Origin of the sequence: Shewanella sp. ECSMB14101 (genome assembly GCF_000773485.1) — a bacterium.
GTDB lineage: Bacteria > Pseudomonadota > Gammaproteobacteria > Enterobacterales > Shewanellaceae > Shewanella > Shewanella marisflavi.
In genome coordinates this window covers 23,353-49,807 of the sequence record NZ_JSFF01000025.1, presented here as the reverse complement: position 1 = coordinate 49,807, position 26,455 = coordinate 23,353, and the positions used below count along the sequence as shown (strand labels likewise).

Sequence of the window (26,455 nt, the reverse complement as noted above, 5' to 3'; positions counted from 1 at the left end):
GCAGTTAGTGGGCTTCTCGCCAGGCCTGAAAGCCACCGTCCAGGCTATAGACCTCATCAAAACCCTGCTCATGCAGATATTGCGCGGCATTTTGGCTACTGATGCCATGATAACAGACCACGACCAAGGGGCTATCCATATCGGCTTCGCCGATAAAGTGGGCCAGATTTTCGTTGTTGAGATTCGTTGAACCGGGGATCTGCCCCGCCTCAAAGCTGGCACCGTCGCGAATATCGACGACCTGCACATGGGTATTTTCGTCGAGCATCTGAATGAGTTGATTCACACTCAGGTGTTGGAAAGCAGACATAATCAACCTGTAATGAATAAAGAGGGATAAGTTAAGTGTGCAACATGGGGCTGTGAGAGTACAGCCCCGTATGGCTTAGGCTAAGGGATTAATCCCAGCTAAGGATAACCTTGCCCGATTGGCCCGAACGCATAGCGTCGAAACCTGCTTGGAAATCATCGACATTGTAGTGATGTGTGATAATAGGTGAGATATCCAGACCCGATTGGATCAGGCTGGCCATCTTGTACCAGGTCTCGAACATCTCACGGCCGTAGATCCCTTTGATGATGAGTCCTTTGAAGATCACCTTACTCCAGTCGATGGCCATGTCACCGCCGGGAATACCTAGCATAGCGATCTTGCCGCCGTGGTTCATGGTATCGAGCATGGAGTGGAAGGCGGCCGGAACACCTGACATCTCGAGGCCGACATCGAACCCTTCGGTCATGCCCAGCTCTTGCATCACATCTTCCAGTTTCTCCTTGGCCACGTTAACGGCGCGGGTTGCGCCCATCTTCTTGGCAAGTTCCAGACGATATTCGTTCACATCGGTGATCACCACATGGCGCGCGCCCACATGACGACAAACCGCGGCGGCCATGATGCCGATAGGGCCTGCGCCTGTGATCAGCACATCTTCGCCGACCAAGTCGAACGACAGTGCCGTGTGTACCGCGTTACCGAAAGGATCAAAGATAGAAGCCAGATCGTCAGAGATATCGTCGGGGATCTTAAAGGCGTTGAAGGCTGGGATAACCAGATATTCCGCAAAGGCACCTTCGCGGTTAACACCGACACCAGAGGTGTTGCGGCATAGGTGAGTGCGGCCCGCACGACAGTTGCGGCAGTGGCCACAGGTGATGTGACCTTCGCCAGAGACGCGATCGCCAATCTGGAAACCACGCACTTCCTGGCCAATTTCGACCACTTCACCTACATATTCATGACCAACTACCATAGGCACAGGAATGGTGTTTTGCGACCACTCGTCCCAGTTGTAGATATGGACATCGGTGCCGCAGATGGCTGTCTTGCGGATCTTGATCAATAGATCGTTGTGGCCAACTTCAGGTTTTGGCGCATCAACCATCCAGATGCCTTCTTCAGGCTTGAGTTTGCTTAAGGCTTTCATCGATAGACTCCTAGATAATTCCCATCTCTTTGGCGATGCGGGTGAAGGCATCGATGGCGCGATCTAGCTGCTCGCGAGTGTGGGCGGCTGACATTTGAGTACGGATACGTGCCTGACCCTTAGGAACTACAGGGAAGGAGAAACCGATCACATAGATGTTCTCTTCCAGCAGACGGTTAGCAAAATCGCTCGCCAATTTGGCATCGCCAATCATCACAGGGATGATGGCATGATCCGCGCCGCCCAGGGTAAAGCCTGCCGCAGTCATTTTTTCGCGGAAGTAACGGCTGTTTTCCCATACGGCTTCGCGCAGTGCCTGGCCAGACTTTAGCATCTCCAGCACATGGATTGAGGCGGTGACGATAGAAGGTGCCAGCGAGTTTGAAAAGAGGTAAGGACGCGAGCGTTGACGTAACCAGTCGACGACCTCTTTCTTCGCCGAGGTAAATCCGCCTGACGCGCCGCCTAATGCCTTACCCAGAGTACCTGTGATGATGTCGACTCTGTCCATCACATCGCAATATTCGTGAGTACCACGACCGTTTTGACCGATAAAGCCCACGGCGTGAGAGTCATCGACCATGACCAGAGCGCCATACTTATCGGCTAGGTCGCAGACTCCTTTCAGGTTGGCAATCACGCCGTCCATAGAGAATACGCCGTCGGTGGCGATGAGGATATGACGGGCACCAGCTGCTTTGGCTGCTTGCAGTTGGGTCTCCAGATCGGCCATGTCGTTGTTGGCGTAGCGGAAGCGCTTTGCCTTACACAGGCGCACGCCGTCGATAATCGATGCATGGTTCAGGGCGTCAGAGATAATGGCGTCTTCGGCGCCCAGCAGGGTTTCAAAAAGGCCTGCGTTGGCATCGAAACAAGAAGAGTAAAGTATGGTGTCTTCCATGCCGAGGAACTCACTCAGGCTGGCTTCCAGCTGTTTATGAATATCTTGAGTGCCACAGATAAAGCGCACAGACGCCATACCAAAACCATGGTCGCTCAGGCCTTGCTGTGCAGCGGCGATCAGCTCTGGGTGGTTCGCCAGGCCTAAATAGTTGTTGGCGCAGAAGTTCATCACTTCATGGCCGTTGACTTCGATTTCAGTCTTTTGAGGAGAGGCAATAACGCGCTCGCTCTTGTATAAGCCTTCCGCTTTCACTTCAGCCAGCTGCTGATTGATTTGATCGTAGAATGAGGTCGTTGCCACCTGTAGTCTCCTTCTTTTTTGTCTCATTTTAGTTTTTATGCTTTGCCCTGTGTTTTGGAAAATATCCAAAACTTGAGTAAAGGCGATAAGTTAGGAACCATCTATTACGCATAAGTCAGGCTTGTCGTCGTCTGGCGTCACCTTGGTTAATGACTGACTAAGTTTAGTTCAGTTTTAACCATCTTTTTGCGCTGGCATGCTTGCCAGCAGAGGCTCGTCCCTGGATACGAATAGCGCTAGGCTGGCCGAATTCTAACCTTAAACCCGGCCAGCGCCACATTTTTTTTTGCGCTATTAACTAAGCTAGTGCTAACGCAACTTTTGCATAACAATTAATAATGCGAAATGCTACAACCACCGCCTGTGAATATCGGCGGCGAAGAGGGCATGGTAAGCAGGATTAGTCTTCTTCCTGCTCCGCTTTGGCCAGTGCTTTATAATGCTGTTCTAGTCGAATAAAGGTAGGTTTGGCGGACTCGCTGGCGTAAGCCTTGAAGATCATTAATACCCTTAGCAGGCCTTCGTACAAGGAGGTTTTGGTGATCCTGGTGGTCTCTGAGTGGGTGAGTTCGTTGCTTATCCAGAAACAGGCTACCATGCGGATAGTGTCGGCCAGCGGGGTGATCTCTTCGTCGTCGATCACCAGAACACCATCTTGTTTTAACTGGGTCAGGATGCTGGTGGCCCGCTTAAGTACCTGTTCATGAGTAACCGTATATTCTTTGTTAAGCACCTCATCGCGGCTGAGAATGATCACCAGATTGGCGTACATGAAGCGGAATTGCCACAGGGTATAAAAGAGAGCATCGAAGTAGCCGATCAAGAGGTCAACATCCACCTTCTTGCCTTCGTAGGGTTGAAACCCAGACTCCAGGTGTTGTTCGTAGAGCTTGAAGATGGAGCGAATAATGTCTTCTTTATTGCGAAAGTGGTAGTAGAGATTGCCAGGGCTAATCCCTAGATGCGCGGCAATATGGTTAGTGGTGATACTGCGTTCGCCATGTTCGTTAAACAGGGCTAGGCTGGCGTGGACGATTTTGTCGCGGGTTTTCATCTTGATCCTAAATGCGGTCGGTTAATGGCCATGGAATAGAATTGAGTAAAGGCTCCAGTTGAAAGTTAACAGCCAGCGGGCAAATGTCAATCAATGGCTACTCAGACCAGTGACTAATAACACGCTGTTTTTCTGCCATTTTATATTTCGCGTAACAGTCGAGTCTCCTGGGTTCATTTGGCTTATCTGACGCTTACTGTCTGGCTTATGTTACTATTAACCCTAATGAATCCTTTGCCCTATTCAAGTACCGACTGATATGAACCGTCCTTTATATTCAGCATTATTGTATCTGCTGACCCCGTTACTGCTGGTATATCTGTCCATTCGAGCCCTTAAGAGCCCTGATTACCGAGGCCGTTGGTCGGAGCGCTTTGGCTTGTCATCCCTTGAGGCGACAGATTTGCTGATCCATTCTGTTTCTATGGGCGAGACTCTGGCCGCTATTCCCTTGATTAAGCAGATACGTGCTGCCTACCCCAAATTGAACATTACCATTACCACCACCAGCCCTACCGGATCGGCAGAGGTGATTAAAGCCTTTGGCGACAGCGTGCAGCATTGTTATCTCCCTTTTGATCTGCCCTTGTGTGTGGCGCGTTTTTTGGGGCAACTACAGCCTAAGCAGTTGATCATCATGGAGACTGAGCTTTGGCCCAACCTCATTCACCAGGCTAAGAAGCGAGGCATTAAGCTGATGCTGGCCAATGCCAGGTTGTCGGAGAAGTCGGCCAAGCAATATCAGAGTCGCCCTAGATTGTCGCTGCCCATGTTGCGCTCACTGGATTTGATCGCTGCCCAGTCCACCCAGGCGGCGCAGCGTTTTATCGACTTGGGTGTCGATGCCAAGCGGGTGAAAGTGACGGGAAGTCTTAAGTTCGATCTGACGATTCAGCCAGGACTGTTAGAGAAAGCTAAACAGCTAAGGAAACAGTGGCAGCGAATGGAGACACCCGTATGGGTGGCGGGCAGTGTGCATCCCGGTGAGTTTGATCTCATGTTAGAGGCCCATAAGAGCCTGTTAATACGCTTTCCTCAAGCATTACTGGTATTGGTGCCAAGACATCCGGAGCAGTTTGAGGCCGCGGCCAGCCGGGTCAAGGCGGCTGGCTTTACACTAGCGCGGCGCAGTCACCAAGAGACGGTGGATGAACACACTCAGGTGGTGCTCGGCGATACTATGGGCGAATTACTCAGTTTCTATGGCGCGGCGGATCAGGCTTTTGTCGGTGGCACCCTGATTGAAAACGGTGGGCATAACCCCTTGGAGCCTGCTGCCATGGGCTTGCCTGTCTATGTCGGTCCTCATCACTGGGATTTCGCCGAAATCACCCAGTTGTTGCAAGAGGCTGGCGCATTACAGCTGGTGTCGTCAGCCGATGAGTTGGCTCAGCAGTTGGTGAGTCGCTTTGATGATAAGGCGGCCTATATTGTGGCCAGAGAGGCAGGGCTTAAGGTAGTAGATACTAACAAGGGCGCGTTGGCGGCGCAGCTAGCCCTTGCATGCGACTTGATCGATGCATAACGCGCCTGGCTTGGGCGCGCTTCTAACGACTTTCTTATCGCTTGGCGTAACCGGTTAACAGTTGCTGCCAATTCTCCTCGGTAAAATGCAGCGAGGGTAACTTACCTTGCTCCTTCTTGAAGGAACGCAGCAGGCGATCAAGATTGGCCTGTTGCCATTTGTTGTCGGGCTTGCGGATCTCGCCACGGTCGAAATCAATCAGGGTAAAAGTTTCATCGGCCAGCAGTATGTTTTTGGCATTGAGATCGGCATGGTAAACGCCGCGGCGATGGAACTTGGCAATGCTTGCGCCAAGGGCTTGCCACTGAGCTTCAGACATGGGGGTTTTGCTCAGCACGGCGACTAGATCTTGAGCGCCGGGAATGCGTTTGATAATGATATCGCCGCGATAATGGATGCCACTGCGCTTAATCTGAGCCGCGACGGGTTCCGGCACGGCAAAACCTTCCTCGAAAAGCTGTTCTAACAGGGTAAATTCGGCAATCGCCCGGCAACGTTTCAGTCCGGTATAGAGATAGGCATCACGGCTGACTTTTTCCATCATGCCGCCGCGATAATAATGCCTGAGTACCCACTCTTCATTCTCTGTGCTCACCAAGGGGTGAGGCTTAACAAACCAAGTGGTGTAACGCCCTTTGGATGAACCTGTGACGGCGCCCAGCTCTTGCCAGTAATCGAAGGTGAACCAGTCTGGGGTGATCGCCTTGAGCGAGGGGTGACGAAAGGCGATATAGCCGGCATCGGTAGGTTTTAATTGCATAGATTCACTGGCTCAACGGGCTTGGATGTTTGCTAAGGGAAGATTGTACCCGATATTGGCGCCCTGTCAGCCCTCTTTCGACACTTGTTGTAGCACCTGATAGAGATTCTCTTGCCAGCTTTTGGCTTGCAAAATCGCCTGGGACTGGCTGCAATCCAGGGCGCTGTATCGCGGGCGAGGCGCCTCCGCACCGTAGGCCGCAGTGCTGATGGGGTTGATGGTTGCCGCTTGGTTAAGTAGGCCTAAGGCGTTGGCGGTAGCTGAAATCTGTCGGGCAAACTCATACCAAGTTGTCACGCCAAGATCGCTCCAGTGATAGATGGGCGACGGCGACGAAACCTTTGTGAGCTGCCAGATAAATTGGCTCAAGGCGATGGCTGAGGTGGGGGTGCCCCACTGATCGTCAATCACGCTAAGCGCTTTGCCTTGGCGCATCAGGGCCAGCATGGTCTTAACAAAGTTATGCCCAAAGGGAGAGTAGAGCCAAGCGGTCCGCACTATGCAGGCATGGCCTTCGTTGTACTTCAGCACCGCCTGCTCACCGCGCCATTTAGACTCGCCATAACGACTGATAGGACGGGGAATATCACTCGGAGGGTAAGGTGTAGGCTGCTCATCGAATACTCCATTAAAAACATAGTCGCTTGAGAGGTGGATAAGTCGAATGGCATGTCTGGCGCAGTGCTCGGCCAAGTTCTCTACCGCCAGATGATTGAGCTCGAAGGCGGCCTGGCTATCTGTCTCGGCTGCGTCGACTTGAGTATAGCCGCTGGCATTGATCACTATTCCATATTGCTTTTCTGTGATGTGCTGCCTGAGCTGGATATGATTGCAGATATCCAGTGCTTGCCGGCCAAGATAGTCAACCGGGTAGTGCTCTGGCTGAGTTGCACTTAGGGCCTGGGCAAGCTGTCCATGTTTGCCGATCACTAAGATAGGTTTCATTGCGTCTGGTCCGTAACGGCCTGGCACCAATCCAGATGCTTGAGATACCAGCTAACCGTCTTTTCAAGCCCGCTGACAAAGCTTTCACTCGGCTGCCAGCCCAAGGCGCGGCTGACTTTGCTGGCATCGATGGCATAGCGGGTATCATGGCCCGGTCTATCGCTCACGAAATGAATGAGCTGTTTGAAATCGCTAATAGTGTGAGGTTTTTCAGCGACTTTTTGATTTAGTAACTCACAGATTAGGCTGACAACATCGAGATTGGTCATCTCATTCATGCCGCCTATATTATAGCTCTCTCCCTTTTCACCATTTGCGGCGACCAGGCACAGCGCCTTGGCGTGATCTTCGACATAGAGCCAGTCACGAACCTGTTGGCCATCACCATATACAGGGATAGGCTTGCCTTGCAGAGCGTGGAGCAGGGTAACCGGAATGAGCTTTTCCGGATATTGATAGGGCCCATAGTTATTGGAGCAATTAGACAGCACAACTGGTAAACCATAGGTACGATGCCAGGCCCTGACCAGATGATCCGCTGCGGCCTTGCTGGCCGAGTATGGTGAACTGGGGGCGTAGGGGAACTGCTCGTCGAAGTATCTCGCATGACCCAATTCATCTAAGTCGCCCAAGTCGCCAAACACCTCGTCGGTCGAGACATGGTGCAGACGAAAGCGCGCCGCCATCTCTATCGGCAAGTTGCGGTAATAGTCTAGACATTGCTGCAGCAGCTCGAAGGTGCCGACAATATTGGTGTCGATAAAGGCTCGTGGCCCCTCGATTGATCGGTCCACATGGGTCTCAGCCGCCAGATGGATCACCAGATCAATCTGGTATTGCCTTAGGGCTTTGCCCAGTGTGTCGCCATCATTGATATCCGCCTGGATAAAATGGTAGTTGGGATCTTGCGCCACGGATTTGAGTGATAGTAGGTTGCCAGCATAGGTGAGCTTGTCATAGTTCACCACCAGGCAATCGCCTAGGGCGATCAGATGACGGATCAAGGCAGAACCGATAAAACCGGCGCCACCAGTGACTAAGATACGGCGCCGAGCGAGAGGGTTATGCATCTCTTTACTCATAATATGCGGCCTGACTAAACGAGCTGGCAGCCAGGTCTTTGGCTGACAGTATCGGCGATGGCTCGGCTAGCAAAGGCCAGGCTATGTTGAGGGCGTCATCGTCCCATTTGATGCTGTGCTCGTCATTGGGCGCATAGTAGTCGGTGCACTTATAGAGGCAGTGAGCCTGATTTGAGAGCACATAGAAACCATGGGCAAATCCCGGGGGCACCCAGAGTTGGCGCTTGTTGTCTGCGGAGAGGATATGCCCCGTCCACTGACCAAAACTTGGGCTGTTGCGGCGCAGATCGACGCAGACATCAAAGATCTCACCGTAAACCACACGCACAAGCTTGCCTTGGGGTCTGGTGAGTTGATAGTGCAGCCCACGCAGGGTGCCTTGCACCGAGTGGCTTTGATTTTCCTGCACAAAGTCGAGATCCGCTATCTGTTGCTTGAAATCGTCTTGGCGAAACGTTTCGAAAAAACAGCCACGCTCATCGCCGAATACCTGAGGTTCGAGCAGTTTGACATCTGGAATTGGCGTGTTGAGAATTTTCATCCTGTCACCCGGCCGCGAAACTGGTTTTTTTATGCCCATGGCGGCCTAATCATGGAACCTAGGGACATTCTACATTAAACTCGGTGCGGATCCTTACTCCCTTAAATCTCTCAATGGCCCCTATATGAGCTTGAATTTGCAGACTGCCCAATCTTTGTGTCTTCTACGTTTATCTGCCATCGGTGACGTGTGTCATGCGGTGGCCATGGTGCAGGCCATTCAGCGGCAATATCCACAGCTTAAGATCACTTGGGTGATTGGCAAGGTGGAGTATCAGTTGCTTAAGCATCTTCCGGGTATAGAATTTGTGATCTTCGATAAGTCCCAAGGCTGGCGCAGCTACTTTAACCTGCGCAGCGCCCTTAAAGGACGTCGTTTCGATCTGCTGCTGCATATGCAGGTGGCACTCAGGGCGACACTCGCCTCATTAGCCATCCCGGCTAAGATACGTGTGGGCTTCGACCGTGCTCGTGCCAAAGAGGGTCAGTGGCTGGTGACGAATCACAGAGTTGAACCCCTGGCGACTCCCCACGTGCTTGAGGGATTCATGGGGTTTGCCAAGGCCGTGGGTGTGACAGATATTCAGCCCAAGTGGGACATTCCCGTACCCGCCGCCGATACCGAGTTTGCCAGAGGCTTGATCCCTGATGGCGACAAAACCTTAGTGATCTGCGCGGCAGCGAGTAAGGCCGAGCGTAACTGGTTACCAGAGCGTTACGCTCAGGTGGCTGACCATGCCTTGGCTCAGGGATATCGCGTTATACTATGCGGTGGCCCTGTACCGATGGAGCGGGAGTTAGCCGAGGCCATCCTCACACATGGCGATGCCCGCATAGAGAATCAGGTGGGCAAAACTACCTTGACGCAACTGATGGCGCTGCTCAAGCAGGCAAGCATAGTGTTGGCGCCAGACACTGGACCTGCACACATGGCGGTGACTCAGGGCACGCCGGTTATCGGTCTCTATGCACACTCTAATCCTGGGCGGACAGGGCCATATACCTGTTTAGATAGTGTGGTCAGCGTCTATGAAGAGGCGATTGCCCAGCAAAAAAGCGGTAGTGTGCCTTGGGGGACGCGCGCCAAGGGCGAGCATTTGATGGCGTTGATTCAGGTAGCGCCTGTGCTTGAGCAATTTGATCGTCTCTCGCAACAAGAGTGCCAATGATGGTAGACTTCAGGTTTAATTGGTCAGTTGGATCACAGTCCGCTAGATCATGCTGTCAAGGAGCATGGGCTTGCCCCATGCATTGTTAGGGATATCGTCGATGTCAGTGGCGCCAAAATTTTTGTTTGTACCTGTCTCCTGCGAACAAGGGATAGGTGAATATATGCGTTCCACCATAGTGGCCGATGAGATCAAGCGTCGTTGGCCTGAAGCCCAGATTGAGTTTGTGCTCAATAGCCATGCGCCCTACGCCAAAGATTGTCCCTATCCGACCCATCTGGTCAATGACACCCCCACCAAGCGAGTGAAAGAGGTCAATCAATTGGTCTCGCGTTTAAAGCCGGATCTGGTGATCTTTGATGCCGCCGGACGTAAGGCGCAGCTCAAGCATGCTAATCGTAGCGGCGCCAAAGTGATTTTCGTTAGCCAGCATAGGCGTAAACGCGCCCGCGGCATGAAGTTGGAGCGGGCATTGGTGACCGACAGTCATTGGGTGGTGCAGCCTGAGTTTGTGATTGGCGATATCAGCCGCTTCGATCGTTTGAAGCTTAATTTGATCAACCGCGCTGAGCCTATCTTTACTGGTTCTATCTTTGCCCGGCCAGATGAGAGTTTGCAGCGTCAGTTACAGCAAAAATATGGCCTGCAGCCTAAAGAGTATCTTCTCTATAGCGCAGGCTCTGGCGGACACTATTTGGGATCAACCTTGGCGGCGGAGCGTTTTGCCGAGGTGGCCCAGGCCTGTTACCAACAGACGGGCATGCGCTGCGTCATGGTTTATGGCCCTAACTATCCCAAAAGCCTGCCTCAGCTTGACGGCGTGATAGCCATAGAGCAGCTCTCAAGCCTGGAATTTATCAATCTGCTCGATGGTGCCGCAGGGGCTGTGCTCAGCGGCGGCGATACCCTGTTACAGTCGATAGCGCTTAAGGTGCCCACTTTGACGGTGGCCGTCTCTAAGGATCAACCCAAGCGAATTCAGCGCTGCGTGCAGCGAGGCCTAGCTCTTAGCAGTGATATTGATGTACAGACTATGTCTGCTCAGGCTCAGCGCCTGCTGGAACCGCAGACAGTCGCGCAGCTCACTGCCAAAATGGACAGCGAGGCCGATGCCAAGGGGCTAGATATCTGTATGGCCGAGATCGCCAGATTATTAGGGCTGGCCGGTGAGCGCTAAGCGTATTGCCTTAGTCATAGATAGTCTAGCTGGTGGTGGTGCAGAAAAAATTGTGCTCACTTTAGCCGCCGAGCTTAAACGTCAGGGGCATGAGCCCCACCTCTTAGTGCTCATGCCTCAGTATGACTATGGGTTGCCCGATGATATTCCCCTGCATGTCTGTTTCGAACCGCGCGAACGGCATATCATCTCCTGGTGGCGACTGGGTCGTTCTTCCGCACGGGTAAAGCAGTGGATCGATGGAATCGAGCAAACCTATGGTAGTTTCGATCTTATCTTGTCTAATCTGGATAAGAGTAACTTGTTGTTGACCCGCGCCGAGGTCTCGCCGCTCTATATCGTGGTACATAACTCTATCGAAGAGGAGTTAACGCGTGAGCGTAAACTTGGACCTCTGGCTTATCTCACTATGCTCAGGGCCAAGCGGGCACTGAACGGCCAAGCGTTGATCACTGTTTCTCGTGGGATAGAACAAGAGATAAGACAAAGTGGGCGTATCGCGCCCCGCAGCATGCGCACCATCTATAATCCATTCGATGTCGAAGCGATAAAGGTTAAGGCTGAAGAGCAGATCCCAGATATTCCCAAGGGGGATTATCTTATTCATGTCGGGCGCGTCGCACGTCAGAAACGCCACGACATACTGTTTAAGTCGCTGGCCAAGATGGACAAGCCCTTGCCACTGGTGCTGCTTTGCAATAACCCCAAGAAGGCGATGAAGCTCGCCAGAAAGCATGGCGTGGCCGATCGTATCATTTGCCCCGGATTTCAGGCTAATCCCTTTCCCTGGATCAAAGGGGCGAAACTGCTGGTGTTAAGTTCGGATTATGAAGGCTTGCCCACCGTTTTGATTGAGTCGCTGATTTGCTCAACGCCTGTGGTGAGCACTCTTTGTCCCCATGGCCCAGATGAGATAATGACCGGCGAGCTTGCACAGTATCTAGTGCCCCGACGGGATGCTGATGCCTTGAGTCGCAAGATTAATCAGGCGTTGGTCAGTTACCCGCCATTGGCCCAGAGTGATATTTTAGCTAAGGTCAATATCGACAAGATTGTCGCCGATTATCTTGCCCTCTGCTGACGATTCGAGTGCGGTTAAAGACTAGGCAGTTCGGCAATGCCTTGGGCACAGCGAATAGACTTGTTTTTCAAAGTGCTGTGAAATAATTGGCTATTGACCTCTAGCTGTTGGCGACAACTCTCCTTATGATGCAGATGAAAGGCGACGGCGTAGAATTTGACCCGCTTACGCCATTTGCCGTTATGAAACATCCGTAGGGCGAATTCCTTATCCTCTGGTCCCCACCCCTCGAACGCCTCGTTAAAGCCATTAATTGCTAACGCATCCTGACGCCAAAAACCAAGATTGCATCCATGTATTCCCTCAACCGAGTCTGGTTGACCCCATCCGCACCGCTGACTGAGCCATTGGCTTCTTAGCGCGAGCTTCCGTCCTCTGGCGATCCCGCGAGAAAGCAAACTTGGCTGACTCATTCCAGATAATACCTTGCTGCTGAGCTTGGGCCCCATCTTGATGCGTTTTCCCGTAACCAAGCAGTCTGGCTCGGCTATGGCTAGGTGATCGGCGACAAAGTGCGGGTGTAAAACCATATCGCCATCGATCATTATTATGTACTCGTGCTTGGCAAGGCGTTTAGCGCGATTGCGACTGGTCGATAGCCTAAAGCCCTTATCCTCATGCCAGCTGTGAACCAGGGGCACGGGAAAGTCGGTTGCTAGGCGGGCGATAAGCTCTCTTGTCTCTGCCGTTGAACCATCATCGGCGATGATCACCTCATCGGGTAGGCAAGATTGTGTTTCCACACTGGCGAGCACGACATTCAGTGCTGCAGACCAGTTATAGGTGGTGATAATTAAGCTAGTGGACATAAACGTGAGTTAAGTAAAAACCTAAGTTCTGTATAACTCATTATCTATAACTATACGAATTTACTCGTTTTTATGTTGTTTTTGAGTTGAGAGTGTAATTTTTTTGTAGGGGTGTTGAGCTTTTTTGTCGGGTGTGTGCATAAAATATGAGCAAAGGGTGAGCGTAGGGGCGACATTAATTGCCCCTACATTCTTGTGTTGGTCATTAGTATTTTTGAGAGGGGTGTATCAGACCAAATATCCAGCTAAGAAGAGGGATAGGCAGCTTGGTTTTTCGCTGTTGTTTCAGCATGTACCAGTGCCAAGCCTGCTGCTTGTATTCTAATATCTCTGACCTTGATAGGCGCTCTTTATACATGTCGCAGTAATCGGCAATATACTTGAGTTCTCTCATGGGAATCTTCCCGCGATAGCCTCTGCCTGCGTAATGTATGAAGCTTGCTTCCTGATAATTCTCAGCACCTAATAGCGGCATGCGATTAAAGCGTTTATCTACGCAAACACTTTTGATTTTATCTCGCCGAATCAAATAATTGATATAGGTTTGATCGTAAAACTTCACTTCGTTGCAGATTTTTTGCATCTCTTCTGCGCTAGCGTTATCGAACAGGCCAGCCTGCTTAGAAACCAAAATCATGCCTGAATTAAAATAGATCATTTTGCCATCATCGATGGGCCATTCTACGTCGCCCAGCACTTGATTAATTTGAGCTGCCTGTTGAGACCTATCAATGTGCGCGCCCTCATTAAACATGTAGACGGTATCGAGTTCGGGACATTGTTCAAATATATTTTCCGCCCAAGGAGAAATCAGCATGTCGGCATCTAGATAGAGTACGCGATCATATTCTTTGAGGATTTCTTGCATATATAGCTTTTCAGACCAGGCGGGACTAGCATCAAATTTTTTATTATTTACATGGAGTTTGTAGTGAAGGCGATCTGAGATGATGAGATCGGCCGAGACCTTTTCCGCATATTGTTTGAAGCTCGAAATGGCAGCCCGATACATGGGGTTGTCGCCAATGGCGAGAGTGAAGATTGCTTTTTTCATAATTAGGCCTTGGCTGTTATGAGCTTAAAGGTAAACAAGATGCTTGAACTTGGGCGAGCGTTGCCATCACTTCATTGACGCTAATATCGCTAACATATCCCTTGCCCGTATTGGCATACAGGACTTTTGAGGTCGCGGTTTCCGGCGGTGCCCAGTAAGGTTTTTTCTGGCGCATCATGGCGATAAGCGGCCGCTGGCTGGCGGTGGCAAAGTGCATGATAGCGGTTTCGACCGTGATCACTCTATCGGCGGCGGCTATTAAGGCCGGAAGCTCGAAGAAATTGTTCTCGACGGTAAACACGGCGACATGCGAGTTAGCCAGCTGTTTCTCTTGTGCAATAGCGTCTTTGAGCGCCCCATAGTTTTCAGGCGTGCTGTTGACGATAAAGCGACTGTCGGGTGACTGCTCTGTGATGCGTGCAATCAATTCAAAGAGTTGTGATTGATGCCAGTCACGCTTCTTATTGGTCGATAGATGGTTGAGGAAATACACAGGGCCCTGGGCGCTAGCGTTAAACTGTTTCGTAAGCCAATCGTTAACCGTTTGCACAAATTCAGGGGCAATGGTTAAAGAGGGCATAAAGTCCTGCTTTTTCATTGTGAGTCCTGTAATGCGGTGCAGTAGCTGATAGTAGCGATCGGTAATGTGGTGTTGCTCGCCGAGGGCATCCACGTCGATCTTAAAGGTCTTGTCGCTGTGACGGAAAAACCATGCATCGAGCAGCCCGCCAAATTTAGACTTGGCCAGGCTTGTGACGATAAATCCTTTGGGACTGATGCGCCTGGCGAGCTGGGAGAACTGTTCACTCTTGCTACCAGAGTGAGTGATCACCAAATCATAATTTAGCGCCTTGGCGGTCTCGATTTGACTGTCTTGCATCGCCTTGCTGTCGCAGCAGCCATAGCTGCGACTGAAAGCGGGCTCGGCTGTTATCCATTGCAGCATGATCTTGCTGCGGGATAAGCGCCAGCTATCTTGATTATTTCGATTGTCATCGAGCCAAATATCTACCTCTAGATGCGGGTTCTGCCACTTAAGGGCCGCTAAAAAGGTTTTGAGATAGAGAAAGTCGCCCAGTGCCAGTGGTGATATAAAGAGGAGTCTTTTTGCCTGTGCTAATCGCTCAAGTGGTATAAGAGACATTGTGCCCTAGCCGATATAATGAGGTTGGCCTAAGGATACATGGCTTTGATGACACTGAAAACCTTGCCCTTGTTAATTGTTCTTGAGGATGGGCAAGCTGTGGGTGACAGATCACGATATCATGGGCTTTGTCATGGTTTCACGCGGCTGCGCGACAAATGGGCTGTAGTATTAATGGAATGTGTTACAATCTGCGCCAGTATGCCCATTGATAGACTTAGTGTCTGCTTGATAAGTGTTTGGTGGCGGGGTGCCGCTGCACAATCAAGCTAAACCTTAGGTTTCGATAACCAGCGAGAAGATTGATAGTGATCTGTTTTGATGTTCTGCATCCATACTACTTGCCGCAGTATTTGCCCGTTATGCAGGAGCTGAAGGCTCGGGGTGAAGCGGTGCGATTCGTTATTTATCGCAGCCAAGATCAGCAGGCAGCCCTCGATGCGCTGGTAGCGCAGCATGAGTTAGAAGTCGAGTGGGTTAACTCTGAGGAAGAGGCATTGGCCTACTACCTGACGGAGAAACCGAGCTGGGTGATCTTCGGCAACAGTTTTGATGCCGCCACTAAGCTAAAGGGCTGTTGCAAAACGGCGCTGATGCAACATGGTATCGGGCCTAAAGCCTGCTATTACACAGTGTCCGAATCAGATATGGATGTGCGCTTTGTCGAGGGTGAATATCGCCTCAAGCGTCTGCTGCAGCTCTATCCCCAAAAAAACTTTATCGATACAGGCTACGCTAAGTTAGATCCTATCGTGCAGGGCTGTGAGAAGGGACTAGACCTTGCGGCGCTTGGGCTCGATCCTGCCAAGCCGACGCTGCTCTATGCGCCCACTTTTTATCCCAGCAGCATAGAGAAGATGGCTAAGGACTGGCCTAGTGCCTTTAGCGAATACAACATATTACTTAAGCCACATTATTTTTCGTTGAGCAAGCCCAGCTATAAGAAGCAGAAACGTCTGCTGGAACACTGGGGTACCTTTGATAATGCGTATCTGGCGCCGGTGGAGCAAGCGAATTTATTGCCTTTCATGGCCAGTGCGGATCTCTTGATCAGTGATGCCTCATCGGCCCTATTTGAGTTTGCGGCCCTGGATAAGCCTGTAGTCTGGTGCGATTTCTATCATCTGCGCTGGAGTTATCGTGGCATCTTAAGTTTTCGTTTTAAAAATCGCATGGATGAAGATCTTTATCGCTACGCTGGTGTGGCGGCACACGCGGCGTCCTACAAGGAGCTCAAGGCGGTAGTGGATCAACAGATCGCTGAGCCCGAATCATATGCGGCAAAGCGAGCTCAATATACCTTAGAGTTAGCCGGTCAGGTTGATGGCCACTGTAGCCAGCGAATAGTCGACTATCTTTTATCCGAAGAGGCTTCATGAGAATTATTACTTTCGGGACTTTCGATATGTTTCATATCGGGCATCTCAACATTATCGAGCGCGCCAGAGAGCTTGGTGATCACCTAACGGTGGGGGTTTCGTCGGACGCGCTGAACTTCTCCAAGAAGCAGCGATATCCCATCTGTAACGAGCGTGACAGAATGCGCATCGTTAAGGCACTTGCCTGTGTTGATGAGGTGTTTTTGGAGGAGTCACTCGAGTTAAAGGCTGATTATATCAAGGCGCATAAGGCTGATTGCCTGGTGATGGGCGATGACTGGCAAGGGAAGTTTGATCATCTCAAATCATTGTGCCAAGTGGTCTATTTACCGCGAACCCCGGCCATTTCAACTACTCAACTGATTGAGGTAGTTAAGGAAATTAAATAATAAAAGCCTCTATTAGATTATCTGGGGCTTTTTGATCACACAGTGATACTTCCGTCTTATCTTGGCATTGGCTTATGGGCCGCCGCAAAGGTTAACCCGCTGTTTTCCCGCATACTTAGCCTAAGGTTAGAAGCCTCCCATACCGCGTTTAATCATAGGTATTTATCTTTTGGGAGGCTTAATGCTGCTGTGTATTGAATGACGGTTTATCCTGCCTGTCTTGGCATCGGTGACTGCTTACTAAACATTCCCTCGTGGCATTTGTACACCCTTGATACAGAATGTCGCCTTTCGCGATTTTTTCACCAATAAACAATTCGACGTCAGTGGTTCAATACCTGGGGGAAACTCGTTAAACTATGCGCCATTAGACCCTCAGATTAGGTTTTTGAAAGATGCACACCAAAGCGATTTATCCAGGAACATTTGACCCCGTCACTAACGGTCATACCGACCTTATCGAGCGCGCGGCTAAATTGTTTAAGCAGGTGGTGATCGGCATAGCGGCTAATCCTTCTAAACAGCCCAAATTTAGCCTGGACGAAAGGGTTAAACTGGTCAAAAGGGTGACTGAGCATCTGGACAACGTTGAAGTTGTGGGATTTAGTGGGCTGCTGGTGGATTTTGCCAAGAAGCAAAATGCCAGCGTGTTAGTGCGTGGCCTGCGGGCAGTATCTGATTTTGAGTATGAGTTTCAGCTTGCCAATATGAACAGGCGCCTGAGCGCCGATCTGGAGAGCGTGTTTTTAACTCCGGCCGAAGAGAATTCGTTTATCTCTTCGACCCTGGTGAAAGAGGTGGCATTACATGGTGGTGATGTCAGTCAGTTTGTGCATGAAGAAGTAGCCAAAGCGCTGCAAAAAAAGGATTAATTTGCCCGTTATGATGGAAAAAGTTCGCGCTTATGTTGTTGGAGGCGTTGCGGCCTTAGGCCTGTTGCTCTCCTCCTTAGCCAATTCGGCCCCTTGGGTCGATGTTTCCGATATCTATCTTAGAGCCGATATTCAGGCGCTCGCCGATGCGGGGGTGATCACGGTTCCTGTTAACACCTATCCCTTGATGTGGTCGGGTATTGGTAGCGATCTGAGTAAGGTAGAGCCCTCTGTGCTTTCGCCGGGTCTTGCCACTGCCTTTGCCAGGGTGAATTTCTATTACCGCAATGCCGTCGAGAATCGTGGTAATGCCCGTATTAAGCTTGCAGGCGGCAGCGATCCCGCTCGTTTTCAACACTATGGCTCTGATTATCGAGAGAAAGCAGATCTGCAGGCCTCCTATGAATATTTAGGGGATAGGTTTGCCTTTAAGCTGGCCGCCTCGGCGCACTATGATCCTTTCGATGAGAAAGAGGTGCGTCTGGATGATTCCTATTTTGCGGTTGCCTTGGGCAACTGGATGGTAACCGCCGGTGCGATTGAGCAATGGTGGGGGCCAGGGTTTGATACCGCGCTTCATCGTTCCAATAATGCCCGCCCTTTGCCTAGTTTAATGTTTAGCCGTAATAACGCCGCGGCGTTTGAAACCCCTTGGCTCTCCTGGATTGGCCCTTGGACTCTGACGACAGGGATCAGTTATCTCGAAGAGGAGCGTGCCGTCGCCAATCCATTACTGTGGAACTTTCGCGGCACCATCAGGCCGCTGCGCCAGTTAGAGCTGGGGCTTTCCTGGACCACTATGTTTTGCGGTGAGGGCGAGGAGTGCGGGCTATCTACTCTGTTAGATGCGATTGCCGGTAATACCACCTGTGTGAATGGCGAGCCGAGCTGTGATCCTGCACTGCAGTCCAAGATAGGCAACCAGATGGCAGGCTTTGATATTCGCTATGCCGATACCTGGTTCGATGTGCCTGTGGGGATCTATTTAGAGCGCACCTGTGAAGATTCTAGCGGCCCTATGCCGTGGGATCTTGCCGATTGTGCCAAGCTGTTCGGCGCCGACACACGTTTCGAGTTCGATTCGCAGCAGTATAAGCTGTTCTTTGAGTATTCAGATACCATGGTGGCCTGTGGTGAAAATCAGAACGCCTTTAACTGTTTCTATGAGCACAGTACTTACCAGAGTGGTTCGCGCTATTATGGTCGCTCATTCGGCAGTACCTATGACAGTGATGCCAATGTTTATGTCTTAGGGCTTATCGGCCAGTTTGCCAACAGTCATGGCTTTACCTCTCTGCTGCGTTTCGCTCAGCTAAATAAAGATGGCAAGAACCGTGGTGGCGAGTGGGCACCTCAGCCGCGTAAGGAAGATCTCCTGATGTTGGAATTAAGCTATCGCTTGCCGATCTGGAAGGGGATGATGAGCCTGGGTGGCACTGTTTCTCAGTCAGAATTTGAGGCCGACGAAACTGATACTAATGCCACCCTATTCGGTAGTTATGAGTATCGTTTCTAAACCTGTTTGAGATAACAAAAAGGCTGACAGAGTGTCAGCCTTTTTTTATTGCCTATTGACCTAGCGGGTCAAAATAACGCTACCTAGGCTGGCAGAGACCACAGAATACGGTGGCGCGCTGGCCGAGTTTGATCTCGCTGAGCAGGTTGCCACACTGGGTGCAGGTTTCGCCGCCCCGGCCATAGACATGCAGCTTCTGGGCGAAATAACCGGGCTTACCCTCTGCGTTAGTAAAGTCTTTGAGTGTGGTGCCCCCCTGTTTAATCGCCTGGGCCAAGATCTGTTTTACCTCGGCGACCAGCACAGTGAGCCGCTCCATATCGATTCTGCCTGCCTCGGTTTGCGGGTGAATACCGGCGGCAAACAGGGCTTCGTTGGCATAGATATTCCCAACACCCACCACGATATGATTGTCCATCAGGCAGAGTTTTATCGCCTTCTTCTTGCCGTCCAATGCCTTAGCCAGGTAGTCGACATTGAAGCCAGACTGCAGGGGCTCTGGTCCCAGTTTAGCCAACAAGGGGTGAGCGGCTTCCGGTAGCTCGCACCATAGCCAGGCGCCGAAACGTCTGGGGTCGTTAAACCTGAGCACCTTACCGCTGGCAAGCTCGAGATCGATATGGTCATGCTTCTCCACCGGCGTCGACTTGGGCAATATGCGCAGGCTGCCCGACATGCCCAAATGGACTATGGTGGTGCCGGCATCGGTATCCAGCAGTAGGTATTTGGCGCGGCGGCGTATGCCTCTGATGGTCTGCCCGACTATCTGCTGGGCTATCTCTGGGACTGGCCAGCGTAAGGATGCGTTGCGCACGGTTAACCCTGTGACCTCTTGATCGAGCAGGTGGGGAGAGATCCCTTGACGGGTTACTTCGACTTCGGGGAGTTCGGGCATATTAATCTCTTCGTTTAGCTTGCTTAGGGATTATCGAGTTTGAGGATCGGCTCTAGCTGTGGGCGTAGGCTAGGTGGGATCTGATACCAGTTACCCGCCGGTGAACTGAGCAGGCCTGCCTCTGGGTAGATAAGCCAGAGTTGTGGCGTCTCTATGTCACGGATCTGGATCACCAGCTCATGGGCGGGTGTGGCTAAGTCTGCCGGTTTGGCGATAGGGGAGACTAAAATGCCACTCCAGGCCTCGGCCCACTGGCGACAGTTGATTATCTTAGGGTCGCACTGCCAGCCAAAGCCTTGCTGGGCCAGCCAGAGATCGTCATATTGCAGCTGAAACAGAGGAGCCTGTTTATCGAAGAGCGGCTGGGCATCGTCCGGTATCGTCTGGCGTTGACCATCTAAAAAGGTCAGTATGCCCACCATAGCGACGGAGGCGAAGATGATGATGTTATTCCATTTTCTTCGGGTCAGGGCCATCTCGAGTCAGAATCAATAAGTATAAGATGCTTTAGAGTCTATCATCGAAAATGGCCCAGAGCATCAGCCGCCGGTGGCATTCATGAAGCGGAGGATTTGGGTATCACCTTCAGGGCCAAAATGGTGTTCCTTAGGCTTGAGCTTTATTGCATCAAGAATCGTCTGTTTTAGACGCTCGATATCGCCGGGGTATTCTCTAACGATTGCCTTGAGATCTACCGAGTTTTCATTGCCCAGACAGAGGAGTAAACGACCCTCAACCGTGACCCGTACCCGGTTGCACTCGTGACAGAAGTTGTTGCTGTGGGGGGAAATGAAGCCTACATGTATCGAACTGCCGGGCATGGTGTAGTAGCGCGCTGGGCCGCCGGTGCGCTTATCGGACACACTCAGCGGGTAGCGCTGGCTGATGATCGCCTTGACCTCTTCGCTACTGCAGTGACGGCTCTTCTTGCGCTCGTCGATAATGCCTAAGGGCATCTCTTCGATAAAGGCGATATCCAGTTCCCGCTCACGACAAAACTCGATCAGATCCAGTACCTCATCATCATTCTGACCACGCAGAATCACGGCGTTGATCTTGATGCGGTTAAAGCCTGCGGCCTTGGCGGCATCGATCCCCTGTATCACCCGCTCCAGGTTGCCGTTGCGGGTCAATTGGGTAAAGAGTTCAGGTTTCAGGGTATCCAAGCTGATGTTAAGTCGACTCAGTCCCGCCTCACGCATCTTGCCGGCAAATTTGCTCAGGCGCGAACCATTGGTGGTCATGGACAACTCTTTCAGGCCGGGCAGTTGTCCCAGCAGTTTCACCAGTTGATCGCAGTCGGTACGCACTAAAGGTTCACCACCTGTGAGGCGGATCTTCTTTACACCGAGTTCGGTAAAGGCCTGACCTATCCAGGCCAGTTCTTCCAGGCTAAGCACCTGCTCTCTGTCGAGAAAACAGGGATCTTCACTCATACAGTAGACACAGCGAAAATCGCATCTGTCGGTTACCGAGAGGCGGAGATATTCCACCGTGCGGCCAAAGGTATCGACTATCAAACTCATACAGAATCACCTACTGCGGCGGACAAGATGGGCTCGTCCGCCTGGCTAATGCTATTGTCCACTATAAAAGATCGGCAAAGGGTTGAATGTAAACGGTATCGCCTGGGTTGAGCTGCTCATCTTTCTCGGCGATCACGATAAGGCAATTGCCTTTAACCATTGAGCTCAACATGCCCGAGCCCTGGGCGCCTGTGCTGGTGACATGCAGGCGACCGTCGCTGCCAAGGTGGTAGACGCCGCGGGTAAACTCGGTGCGGCCAGTGCGACTACGCAGCGTGCAGTCGGCCACAGCCGGCACTAATGTTGGCGCCCACTCCAGCTCACCTGCTAATTTACGCAGGGCCGGTTGAACAAACTGCATGAAGGAAACCATCACGGCAACAGGGTTACCTGGTAGGCCGAAGAAGAGGCTGTCGCCAATCTGACCGAAGGCTAATGGTCGGCCCGGACGCATGTTGATGCGCCAGAAGTTGATCTGACCTACCTGTGCCAATGCCAGCTTGATAAAGTCGGCATCACCGACAGAGACACCGCCGGAGCTTATCACCACATCGGCCTGCTGCGCCGCACCTTGTAGCGCCGTGACCAGGGCATCTTGGTTATCTTCTATGATGCCAAGATCGATCACCTCGCAACCTAGCTGTTTCACCATGGATTTGATGGTGAAGCGATTAGAGTCGTAGATACAGTTGGGCTTCAAAGGCTCACCCGGTTGGCATACCTCGTCACCGGTCGAGAAGACCGCGACCTTAGGACGGCGATAGACGGGGAGCTGGCCAAAGCCCAAGGAGGCTAACATGCCCTGATGGGCGGCCTTGAGTCTGTGACCTGCTGCAAGGGCCGTATGGTCCTTGGCAATATCTTCACCGGCCTGGCGTACGTGTTGCCCCAGGCTGATATTGCCTTGGAAGCTCACGCTGTTGCCGCCGTCTTCGGCCATCTCTTTCATCTGCACGGTATCGGCGCCGTCAGGCATGGGGGCGCCCGTCATGATACGTACCGCTTCACCAGGCTTAAGCGTACCTTGATAGCTATGACCGGCCATCACATCACCCACCAGTTGGTAGCTGTCTAACATAGGCTCTGAGTAGGCAAATGCAAAACCATCCATCGCCGAATTGGTGTGTTGGGGGACATCGACAGGGGAGATGGCATCTTCTGCCAATACCCTGTCTGTGCTGTCGTCGATAGCCACCTCTTCTGTGGTCGAGACAGGCGTGACATAGGAGAGGATCTTATCTATCCCTTGTCTGACCGACAGCGTCTTGCTGGTATCCAATTCACAGCCGCATTCGGGGGCTAGGGGGAGTGTTGGCTTGCAAGGTTGCCAGTTGTTGGCATATTCGATGACGAAGTCGGCAATTTGGCCCACGTTGTTGATATCCAAGCGTCTGAGGTCTGTAGGAAGCTGGGTGTCATCACAGCAGGCGATGGCCTGTATGTTGTCGTCATGGGTATGGATAAAAGGCTTGCCATGGACGGCGCGGTGTAGCTCTATCTTGGGCAGCGCCAGTTTTTTGAAGCCCTCAACCAGAACGATATCGACCTTGTCGGCTTCAATTTGTGCCAGCAGGTGGGGTAATTTGGGCGCGTCTTCTACCAAATCTTCTGTCATTAAGGCCCAACGCACATGGGAAGCGACCAGCATCTGGCGAGCCCCCGCCTTGCGCATTTCAAAGCTGTCTTTACCCGGTATATCCACATCAAAGTTGTGATGAGCATGTTTGATAACGGCTAAACGTAGACCACGACGATTGAGTTCGGGGATCAGTTTTTTCAGTAGTGTCGTTTTGCCTGTGCCGCTGTAGGCGCAAAATCCAAGGACAGGGATCGGCAGTGGATTGTTAAACGGTACGCTCATGTACACCTCTGTTTTAGTGGGCAATTGCCTCAGATAATTGTTGTTTTTGTTCTGGCGTGTTGACGTTCACGAAGGCATTAGGCTGATCGGAAAAGTCACACACAACGCAATGGTGTTTGGCATACCAGAAATCGATCTTACGCTCGCCGGCGTCTAAGAAGGCTTTCATCGACTCTCGTAGTGCAGGTTTTATCAGTAACACCACAGGTTGTTCCCGCTTACCATCGCTGGCCACGGCCATCTCGGCCCCTTCGGCCTGAATCGCACTTAGCATGCGCTGAACCAGGTCGGTCGGTAGCAAGGGACAATCACAAGGCACTACCATCAGATAGTCGGCCTGGGTTTGTCCGAGGGCGGTGATCATGCCAGCTAATGGCCCCAGATAACCCGAGTCTTCATCGCTTAATACCGGATAGCCAAACTCAGCATAACGGCTTTGGTTGCGATTTGCGTTGATCAGGATCTGCTTAACTTGCGGTTTTATCCTGTCGATAGCATGTTGAATCATAGGCCGATCGTTTAACTCGACCAGTCCTTTATCGTTGCCGCCCATGCGTCTGGCCATTCCGCCGGCAAGGATCACGGCATCAATTTGCGGTGACATATCTCAGCTCCTGCTGTGATGGGATGATGGTAAGCTCATCGAGTGTCGAGGGGCTTACCTGAATAGATTGTGCCTGGATTTGCCAGGTTTGCTCACAAAGGCTGGTCAGAGAACAAGTTTGGTGACTGCTGATCAGCATACCTGTGCCCTGCTGTTTCAGGTGACTAATCATGGTCAGTACCAGTTGCTGAGACAGTTTATCCATGTTGGAGGTGGGCTCATCTAACATCAGCAGTTGTGGGCGCATGATCCAGGCGCGGGCGATGGCCAAACGTTGGCGCTCACCACCCGAAAGGCTAGCGGCTCTCTGGTTGAGCAAGTCACCGAGTTGCGCCATGTCGATTGCGGTTTGCGTTCGCGAGGTGATCTCCTGCTTTGTCAGGTCGCACAGGGGCTGTACATAGTTGAGGTTGTAAGCCACAGTTCCATCAAATAGATAAGGATGCTGATGCAGGTAAACGGCTTTTCCGAGCAGCGGGTTACGGCGCCACCAAGGAGTGGGGGTAAAGCCCTCGGTGTAAATCTTTCCATGACTGGGGGCCTGCAGCCCTGCCAGCATCTTCATCAGTGTGGTCTTGCCGCTGCCGTTGTCACCCTGCAGGTGTATCGTTTGGTGCTGGGAAAGGCTGAGGCGTTCGAAGCGATACAATAAGCGGTTGCCGAAGCGCATCTCTATGTTATTGGCAATGATCTTGACCATGACTATAAGCTCCTCGGTTCGGCTCGGCCTCTGAGGGTGCCTAAGGTGAAATTGAGCACCAGTGACAGAATAAGCAGCACGAGTCCCAGGGCGATCGCTTGGGCGAAGTCGCCTTTGCTGGTTTCCAGGGCGATAGCGGTAGGAATATTACGGGTCACATCGGCGATGTTTCCGCCCACCATCATAGAGCAACCCACTTCGGTCAGAATACGGCTAAACGCAGCGACTATCGCCATCAACAGTGGCACCTTAAGTTCCCGGCAAACCAGCCAGACAGAACGTACCCAAGAGGCGCCTAAGGTTCGAGAGGTTTCCCAGGCGCGTTTGTCGACACTGGTAAAGGCAGCCTGACTCATGGCGATTAATACGGGTGCACAGATCATCATCTGACCCAGTATCATGCCTTTCTGAGTAAATAGCCACTTTAGGTCTCCCAGCGGACCCATGCGGGTCAACATCAGATAGACCAATAGTCCGATCACTACGGTGGGGATAGATTGGATGGTCTGTATCAGGTTCGTGGCAAACCAGCGCCCTGGAAAACGCGCAAACGCCAGTACAAATCCCAGTACCAGCGATGGAATTAGGGTGATTGCCAGCGCCGCAAAAGACACGGTAAAAGAGACGCTGACAATAGACCAAACATCGGGGTCTAATGAAAACAGCAGGCTCAACGCCTGCTGCAATAGGGCTAACCAGCCTTCACTCATTCGCTATATGTTGCCTTAAATAGTTGCTCACCTTGTACGGTGTAGCTGTTAATCATGCCTTGTGCTTCATTGCTAATCAGCCAGTCACTCAGGGCCTTAGCACCTTTGTGGTTAAGGTCTGGGTATTTTTCTGGGTTGATTAGCATGATTTGATAGGGGTTGGCCAATGCCTTACCGCCATCATAGTCGACCGCCAGATCCATTTTGGCTTTGTAAGCGACAAAGGTACCACGATCTGAGAGGGTATAGGCCTGCAGCTCGTTCGCCATCAGCAAGGTTTTACCCATGCCCTGGCCTACTGAACGATAGCCTTTAAAGTTAGGTTCTACCTTGGCACCTTTCCAGATGATCAACTCTTTCATATTGGTACCAGAGTTGTCACCGCGAGAGATGAAGCCTACGCCAGAATCGGCTATTTTAGCAAAGGCCTCTTCGGCTGTCTTACTGCCACGGATCTTAGCTGGGTCATTTTTCGGGCCCAAGATCACAAAATCGTTTTCCATGATGCCACGTGGCATCATGCCATAGCCTTCGTTAACGAATTTGGCTTCTGCAGCGGGTGCGTGGGTCATAACCACGTCCACATCGCCTTGACGAGCGAGTTTGAGCGCCTTGCCGGTACCTGTGGCAATGACCTGAACCTTATAGCCTGACTCTTGTTCAAACTTAGGCAACAGGTGTTTCAGCAGCCCTGAGTTTTCAGTGCTGGTGGTCGTGGCGAGTTTAATCACCTCTTCACCATGGGCTGGGATCAGGACTAAGGCGCTAGCGACAACCGCTAGGCTCAATATGGATTTTAGCTTTAACATTTTTACTCCTTGGCATGTGCTAGAACACGCGGCCTTGCCGAAACCACGCTCGTTATGAGTTATTCACGCCCCTCCATTCAGCAAGAAGGGTGCCAGCTTGGCACTTGGTAAAAAAAGCTCACAAGTTGCTACTAAAGTGTGAAGCAGATCGCAAGCTCAATAAATTATCGGCAGACATTATGTCCCAGGGCGTGATTCTACTGGTTCAGGGTGACCAATTGGCTGA

Annotated in this window: 27 protein-coding genes; 8 read left to right on the top strand and 19 right to left on the bottom strand. The window is 51.6% G+C overall.

Annotated features, from left to right (window positions below; translation table 11 throughout):
* Positions 1 to 4: 4 nt before the first annotated feature.
* From glpE to NY07_RS16030, 4 genes are all read right to left on the bottom strand, one after another.
* Positions 5 to 310 (bottom strand): thiosulfate sulfurtransferase GlpE, encoded by a 306-nt coding sequence (gene glpE, locus NY07_RS16045; protein WP_033540372.1) that lies wholly within the window; start codon positions 308 to 310, stop codon positions 5 to 7.
* 88 nt (positions 311 to 398) lie between these two features.
* Complete coding sequence (gene tdh, locus NY07_RS16040; protein ID WP_033540371.1) at positions 399 to 1,424, bottom strand: L-threonine 3-dehydrogenase; 1,026 nt, start codon at positions 1,422 to 1,424, stop codon at positions 399 to 401.
* 10 nt (positions 1,425 to 1,434) lie between these two features.
* Complete coding sequence (locus tag NY07_RS16035; protein ID WP_033540370.1) at positions 1,435 to 2,628, bottom strand: glycine C-acetyltransferase; 1,194 nt, start codon at positions 2,626 to 2,628, stop codon at positions 1,435 to 1,437.
* Between the two features lie 400 nt (positions 2,629 to 3,028).
* Positions 3,029 to 3,682, bottom strand: coding sequence for a TetR/AcrR family transcriptional regulator (locus tag NY07_RS16030; protein ID WP_033540369.1), 654 nt, complete (start codon positions 3,680 to 3,682; stop codon positions 3,029 to 3,031).
* A gap of 259 nt (positions 3,683 to 3,941) precedes the next feature.
* Between NY07_RS16030 and waaA the strand changes: the two genes are divergently transcribed.
* Positions 3,942 to 5,207 carry a lipid IV(A) 3-deoxy-D-manno-octulosonic acid transferase gene (waaA, locus tag NY07_RS16025; protein WP_033540368.1) on the top strand — a complete coding sequence of 422 codons (1,266 nt, stop codon included), beginning with the start codon at positions 3,942 to 3,944 and terminating at the stop codon, positions 5,205 to 5,207.
* Between the two features lie 34 nt (positions 5,208 to 5,241).
* On the opposite strand, the gene NY07_RS16020 is transcribed toward waaA, so the two are convergent.
* The 4 genes from NY07_RS16020 to rfbC all read right to left on the bottom strand — a co-directional run bounded on the left by NY07_RS16020 (position 5,242) and on the right by rfbC (position 8,535).
* A complete protein-coding gene (locus tag NY07_RS16020; protein WP_033540367.1) occupies positions 5,242 to 5,967 on the bottom strand; it encodes a 3-deoxy-D-manno-octulosonic acid kinase in 726 nt (241 codons plus the stop codon).
* Positions 5,968 to 6,033: 66 nt separating this feature from the next.
* Positions 6,034 to 6,912, bottom strand: coding sequence for a dTDP-4-dehydrorhamnose reductase (gene rfbD / locus NY07_RS16015; RefSeq protein ID WP_033540366.1), 879 nt, complete (start codon positions 6,910 to 6,912; stop codon positions 6,034 to 6,036).
* A complete protein-coding gene (gene rfbB, locus NY07_RS16010) occupies positions 6,909 to 7,994 on the bottom strand; it encodes a dTDP-glucose 4,6-dehydratase (protein WP_081953857.1) in 1,086 nt (361 codons plus the stop codon). The genes rfbD and rfbB overlap by 4 nt, the downstream gene beginning before the upstream one ends.
* A complete protein-coding gene (gene rfbC / locus NY07_RS16005; protein WP_033540365.1) occupies positions 7,987 to 8,535 on the bottom strand; it encodes a dTDP-4-dehydrorhamnose 3,5-epimerase in 549 nt (182 codons plus the stop codon). The genes rfbB and rfbC overlap by 8 nt, the downstream gene beginning before the upstream one ends.
* A gap of 124 nt (positions 8,536 to 8,659) precedes the next feature.
* Here rfbC and NY07_RS16000 point away from each other — a divergent pair, with 124 nt between their 5' ends.
* The 3 genes from NY07_RS16000 (at position 8,660) to NY07_RS15990 (ending at position 11,961) form a co-directional block, all read left to right on the top strand.
* Positions 8,660 to 9,703 (top strand): glycosyltransferase family 9 protein, encoded by a 1,044-nt coding sequence (locus NY07_RS16000; protein WP_033540364.1) that lies wholly within the window; start codon positions 8,660 to 8,662, stop codon positions 9,701 to 9,703.
* 100 nt (positions 9,704 to 9,803) lie between these two features.
* Positions 9,804 to 10,880, top strand: a complete 1,077-nt coding sequence (locus NY07_RS15995) for a glycosyltransferase family 9 protein (RefSeq protein WP_033540363.1) — start codon at positions 9,804 to 9,806, stop codon at positions 10,878 to 10,880.
* Positions 10,870 to 11,961: a glycosyltransferase gene (locus tag NY07_RS15990; RefSeq protein ID WP_033540362.1), complete on the top strand. Its 1,092-nt coding sequence runs from the start codon at positions 10,870 to 10,872 to the stop codon at positions 11,959 to 11,961. The genes NY07_RS15995 and NY07_RS15990 overlap by 11 nt, the downstream gene beginning before the upstream one ends.
* 14 nt (positions 11,962 to 11,975) lie before the next feature.
* On the opposite strand, the gene NY07_RS15985 is transcribed toward NY07_RS15990, so the two are convergent.
* From NY07_RS15985 to NY07_RS15975, 3 genes are all read right to left on the bottom strand, one after another.
* Positions 11,976 to 12,770, bottom strand: coding sequence for a glycosyltransferase family 2 protein (locus tag NY07_RS15985; RefSeq protein WP_033540361.1), 795 nt, complete (start codon positions 12,768 to 12,770; stop codon positions 11,976 to 11,978).
* 205 nt (positions 12,771 to 12,975) lie between these two features.
* Positions 12,976 to 13,824: a glycosyltransferase gene (locus NY07_RS15980; RefSeq protein WP_033540360.1), complete on the bottom strand. Its 849-nt coding sequence runs from the start codon at positions 13,822 to 13,824 to the stop codon at positions 12,976 to 12,978.
* Between the two features lie 16 nt (positions 13,825 to 13,840).
* The gene (locus NY07_RS15975; RefSeq protein ID WP_052125828.1) at positions 13,841 to 14,968 is read right to left on the bottom strand and encodes a glycosyltransferase family 9 protein; all 1,128 of its coding nucleotides are present in this window, start codon (positions 14,966 to 14,968) and stop codon (positions 13,841 to 13,843) included.
* Between the two features lie 308 nt (positions 14,969 to 15,276).
* Between NY07_RS15975 and NY07_RS15970 the strand changes: the two genes are divergently transcribed.
* From NY07_RS15970 to NY07_RS15955, 4 genes are all read left to right on the top strand, one after another.
* Positions 15,277 to 16,347 carry a CDP-glycerol glycerophosphotransferase family protein gene (locus tag NY07_RS15970; protein WP_181404196.1) on the top strand — a complete coding sequence of 357 codons (1,071 nt, stop codon included), beginning with the start codon at positions 15,277 to 15,279 and terminating at the stop codon, positions 16,345 to 16,347.
* The gene (locus NY07_RS15965; RefSeq protein WP_033540359.1) at positions 16,344 to 16,736 is read left to right on the top strand and encodes an adenylyltransferase/cytidyltransferase family protein; all 393 of its coding nucleotides are present in this window, start codon (positions 16,344 to 16,346) and stop codon (positions 16,734 to 16,736) included. The genes NY07_RS15970 and NY07_RS15965 overlap by 4 nt, the downstream gene beginning before the upstream one ends.
* Positions 16,737 to 17,131: 395 nt before the next feature.
* Positions 17,132 to 17,608, top strand: coding sequence for a pantetheine-phosphate adenylyltransferase (gene coaD, locus NY07_RS15960; RefSeq protein ID WP_033540358.1), 477 nt, complete (start codon positions 17,132 to 17,134; stop codon positions 17,606 to 17,608).
* Between the two features lie 10 nt (positions 17,609 to 17,618).
* Entirely contained in the window at positions 17,619 to 19,124 is a 1,506-nt protein-coding gene (locus NY07_RS15955) for a capsule assembly Wzi family protein (RefSeq protein WP_033540357.1), read from the top strand.
* Positions 19,125 to 19,203: 79 nt separating this feature from the next.
* Here the strand turns inward: NY07_RS15955 and mutM are convergent, their stop codons facing one another.
* From mutM to NY07_RS15915, 8 genes are all read right to left on the bottom strand, one after another.
* A complete protein-coding gene (mutM, locus tag NY07_RS15950) occupies positions 19,204 to 20,019 on the bottom strand; it encodes a bifunctional DNA-formamidopyrimidine glycosylase/DNA-(apurinic or apyrimidinic site) lyase (protein WP_033540356.1) in 816 nt (271 codons plus the stop codon).
* 23 nt (positions 20,020 to 20,042) lie between these two features.
* Positions 20,043 to 20,495 (bottom strand): hypothetical protein, encoded by a 453-nt coding sequence (locus tag NY07_RS15945; RefSeq protein ID WP_033540355.1) that lies wholly within the window; start codon positions 20,493 to 20,495, stop codon positions 20,043 to 20,045.
* Between the two features lie 63 nt (positions 20,496 to 20,558).
* A complete protein-coding gene (gene moaA, locus NY07_RS15940; protein WP_033540354.1) occupies positions 20,559 to 21,545 on the bottom strand; it encodes a GTP 3',8-cyclase MoaA in 987 nt (328 codons plus the stop codon).
* A 61-nt stretch (positions 21,546 to 21,606) separates the two neighbouring features.
* On the bottom strand, positions 21,607 to 23,406 hold the full coding sequence (locus NY07_RS15935) for a bifunctional molybdopterin-guanine dinucleotide biosynthesis adaptor protein MobB/molybdopterin molybdotransferase MoeA (RefSeq protein ID WP_033540353.1): 1,800 nt from the start codon (positions 23,404 to 23,406) through the stop codon (positions 21,607 to 21,609).
* 13 nt (positions 23,407 to 23,419) lie between these two features.
* Positions 23,420 to 24,010: a molybdenum cofactor guanylyltransferase MobA gene (mobA, locus tag NY07_RS15930; protein WP_033540352.1), complete on the bottom strand. Its 591-nt coding sequence runs from the start codon at positions 24,008 to 24,010 to the stop codon at positions 23,420 to 23,422.
* Entirely contained in the window at positions 23,994 to 24,716 is a 723-nt protein-coding gene (locus NY07_RS15925) for an ABC transporter ATP-binding protein (RefSeq protein WP_235363950.1), read from the bottom strand. The genes mobA and NY07_RS15925 overlap by 17 nt, the downstream gene beginning before the upstream one ends.
* Positions 24,713 to 25,420: an ABC transporter permease gene (locus NY07_RS15920; RefSeq protein WP_033540350.1), complete on the bottom strand. Its 708-nt coding sequence runs from the start codon at positions 25,418 to 25,420 to the stop codon at positions 24,713 to 24,715. The genes NY07_RS15925 and NY07_RS15920 overlap by 4 nt, the downstream gene beginning before the upstream one ends.
* Complete coding sequence (locus NY07_RS15915; protein ID WP_033540349.1) at positions 25,417 to 26,229, bottom strand: substrate-binding domain-containing protein; 813 nt, start codon at positions 26,227 to 26,229, stop codon at positions 25,417 to 25,419. Before NY07_RS15915 ends, NY07_RS15920 begins: the two co-directional genes overlap by 4 nt.
* Between the last annotated feature and the right edge of the window lie 226 nt (positions 26,230 to 26,455).

Coding starts and splice junctions, on each gene's coding strand:
- moaA (WP_033540354.1), bottom strand. CDS start 21,545: ATGAGTTTGATAGTCGATACCTTTGGCCGCACGGTGGAATATCTCCGC.
- NY07_RS15975 (WP_052125828.1), bottom strand. CDS start 14,968: ATGTCTCTTATACCACTTGAGCGATTAGCACAGGCAAAAAGACTCCTC.
- rfbB (WP_081953857.1), bottom strand. CDS start 7,994: ATGAGTAAAGAGATGCATAACCCTCTCGCTCGGCGCCGTATCTTAGTC.
- NY07_RS15965 (WP_033540359.1), top strand. CDS start 16,344: ATGAGAATTATTACTTTCGGGACTTTCGATATGTTTCATATCGGGCAT.
- NY07_RS15955 (WP_033540357.1), top strand. CDS start 17,619: ATGATGGAAAAAGTTCGCGCTTATGTTGTTGGAGGCGTTGCGGCCTTA.
- NY07_RS16000 (WP_033540364.1), top strand. CDS start 8,660: ATGAGCTTGAATTTGCAGACTGCCCAATCTTTGTGTCTTCTACGTTTA.
- rfbD (WP_033540366.1), bottom strand. CDS start 6,912: ATGAAACCTATCTTAGTGATCGGCAAACATGGACAGCTTGCCCAGGCC.
- rfbC (WP_033540365.1), bottom strand. CDS start 8,535: ATGAAAATTCTCAACACGCCAATTCCAGATGTCAAACTGCTCGAACCT.
- NY07_RS16030 (WP_033540369.1), bottom strand. CDS start 3,682: ATGAAAACCCGCGACAAAATCGTCCACGCCAGCCTAGCCCTGTTTAAC.
- NY07_RS15915 (WP_033540349.1), bottom strand. CDS start 26,229: ATGTTAAAGCTAAAATCCATATTGAGCCTAGCGGTTGTCGCTAGCGCC.
- waaA (WP_033540368.1), top strand. CDS start 3,942: ATGAACCGTCCTTTATATTCAGCATTATTGTATCTGCTGACCCCGTTA.
- NY07_RS16020 (WP_033540367.1), bottom strand. CDS start 5,967: ATGCAATTAAAACCTACCGATGCCGGCTATATCGCCTTTCGTCACCCC.
- NY07_RS15985 (WP_033540361.1), bottom strand. CDS start 12,770: ATGTCCACTAGCTTAATTATCACCACCTATAACTGGTCTGCAGCACTG.
- NY07_RS15920 (WP_033540350.1), bottom strand. CDS start 25,420: ATGAGTGAAGGCTGGTTAGCCCTATTGCAGCAGGCGTTGAGCCTGCTG.
- NY07_RS15945 (WP_033540355.1), bottom strand. CDS start 20,495: ATGGCCCTGACCCGAAGAAAATGGAATAACATCATCATCTTCGCCTCC.
- mutM (WP_033540356.1), bottom strand. CDS start 20,019: ATGCCCGAACTCCCCGAAGTCGAAGTAACCCGTCAAGGGATCTCTCCC.
- coaD (WP_033540358.1), top strand. CDS start 17,132: ATGCACACCAAAGCGATTTATCCAGGAACATTTGACCCCGTCACTAAC.
- mobA (WP_033540352.1), bottom strand. CDS start 24,010: ATGTCACCGCAAATTGATGCCGTGATCCTTGCCGGCGGAATGGCCAGA.
- NY07_RS15935 (WP_033540353.1), bottom strand. CDS start 23,406: ATGAGCGTACCGTTTAACAATCCACTGCCGATCCCTGTCCTTGGATTT.
- NY07_RS15995 (WP_033540363.1), top strand. CDS start 9,804: ATGTCAGTGGCGCCAAAATTTTTGTTTGTACCTGTCTCCTGCGAACAA.
- glpE (WP_033540372.1), bottom strand. CDS start 310: ATGTCTGCTTTCCAACACCTGAGTGTGAATCAACTCATTCAGATGCTC.
- tdh (WP_033540371.1), bottom strand. CDS start 1,424: ATGAAAGCCTTAAGCAAACTCAAGCCTGAAGAAGGCATCTGGATGGTT.
- NY07_RS15980 (WP_033540360.1), bottom strand. CDS start 13,824: ATGAAAAAAGCAATCTTCACTCTCGCCATTGGCGACAACCCCATGTAT.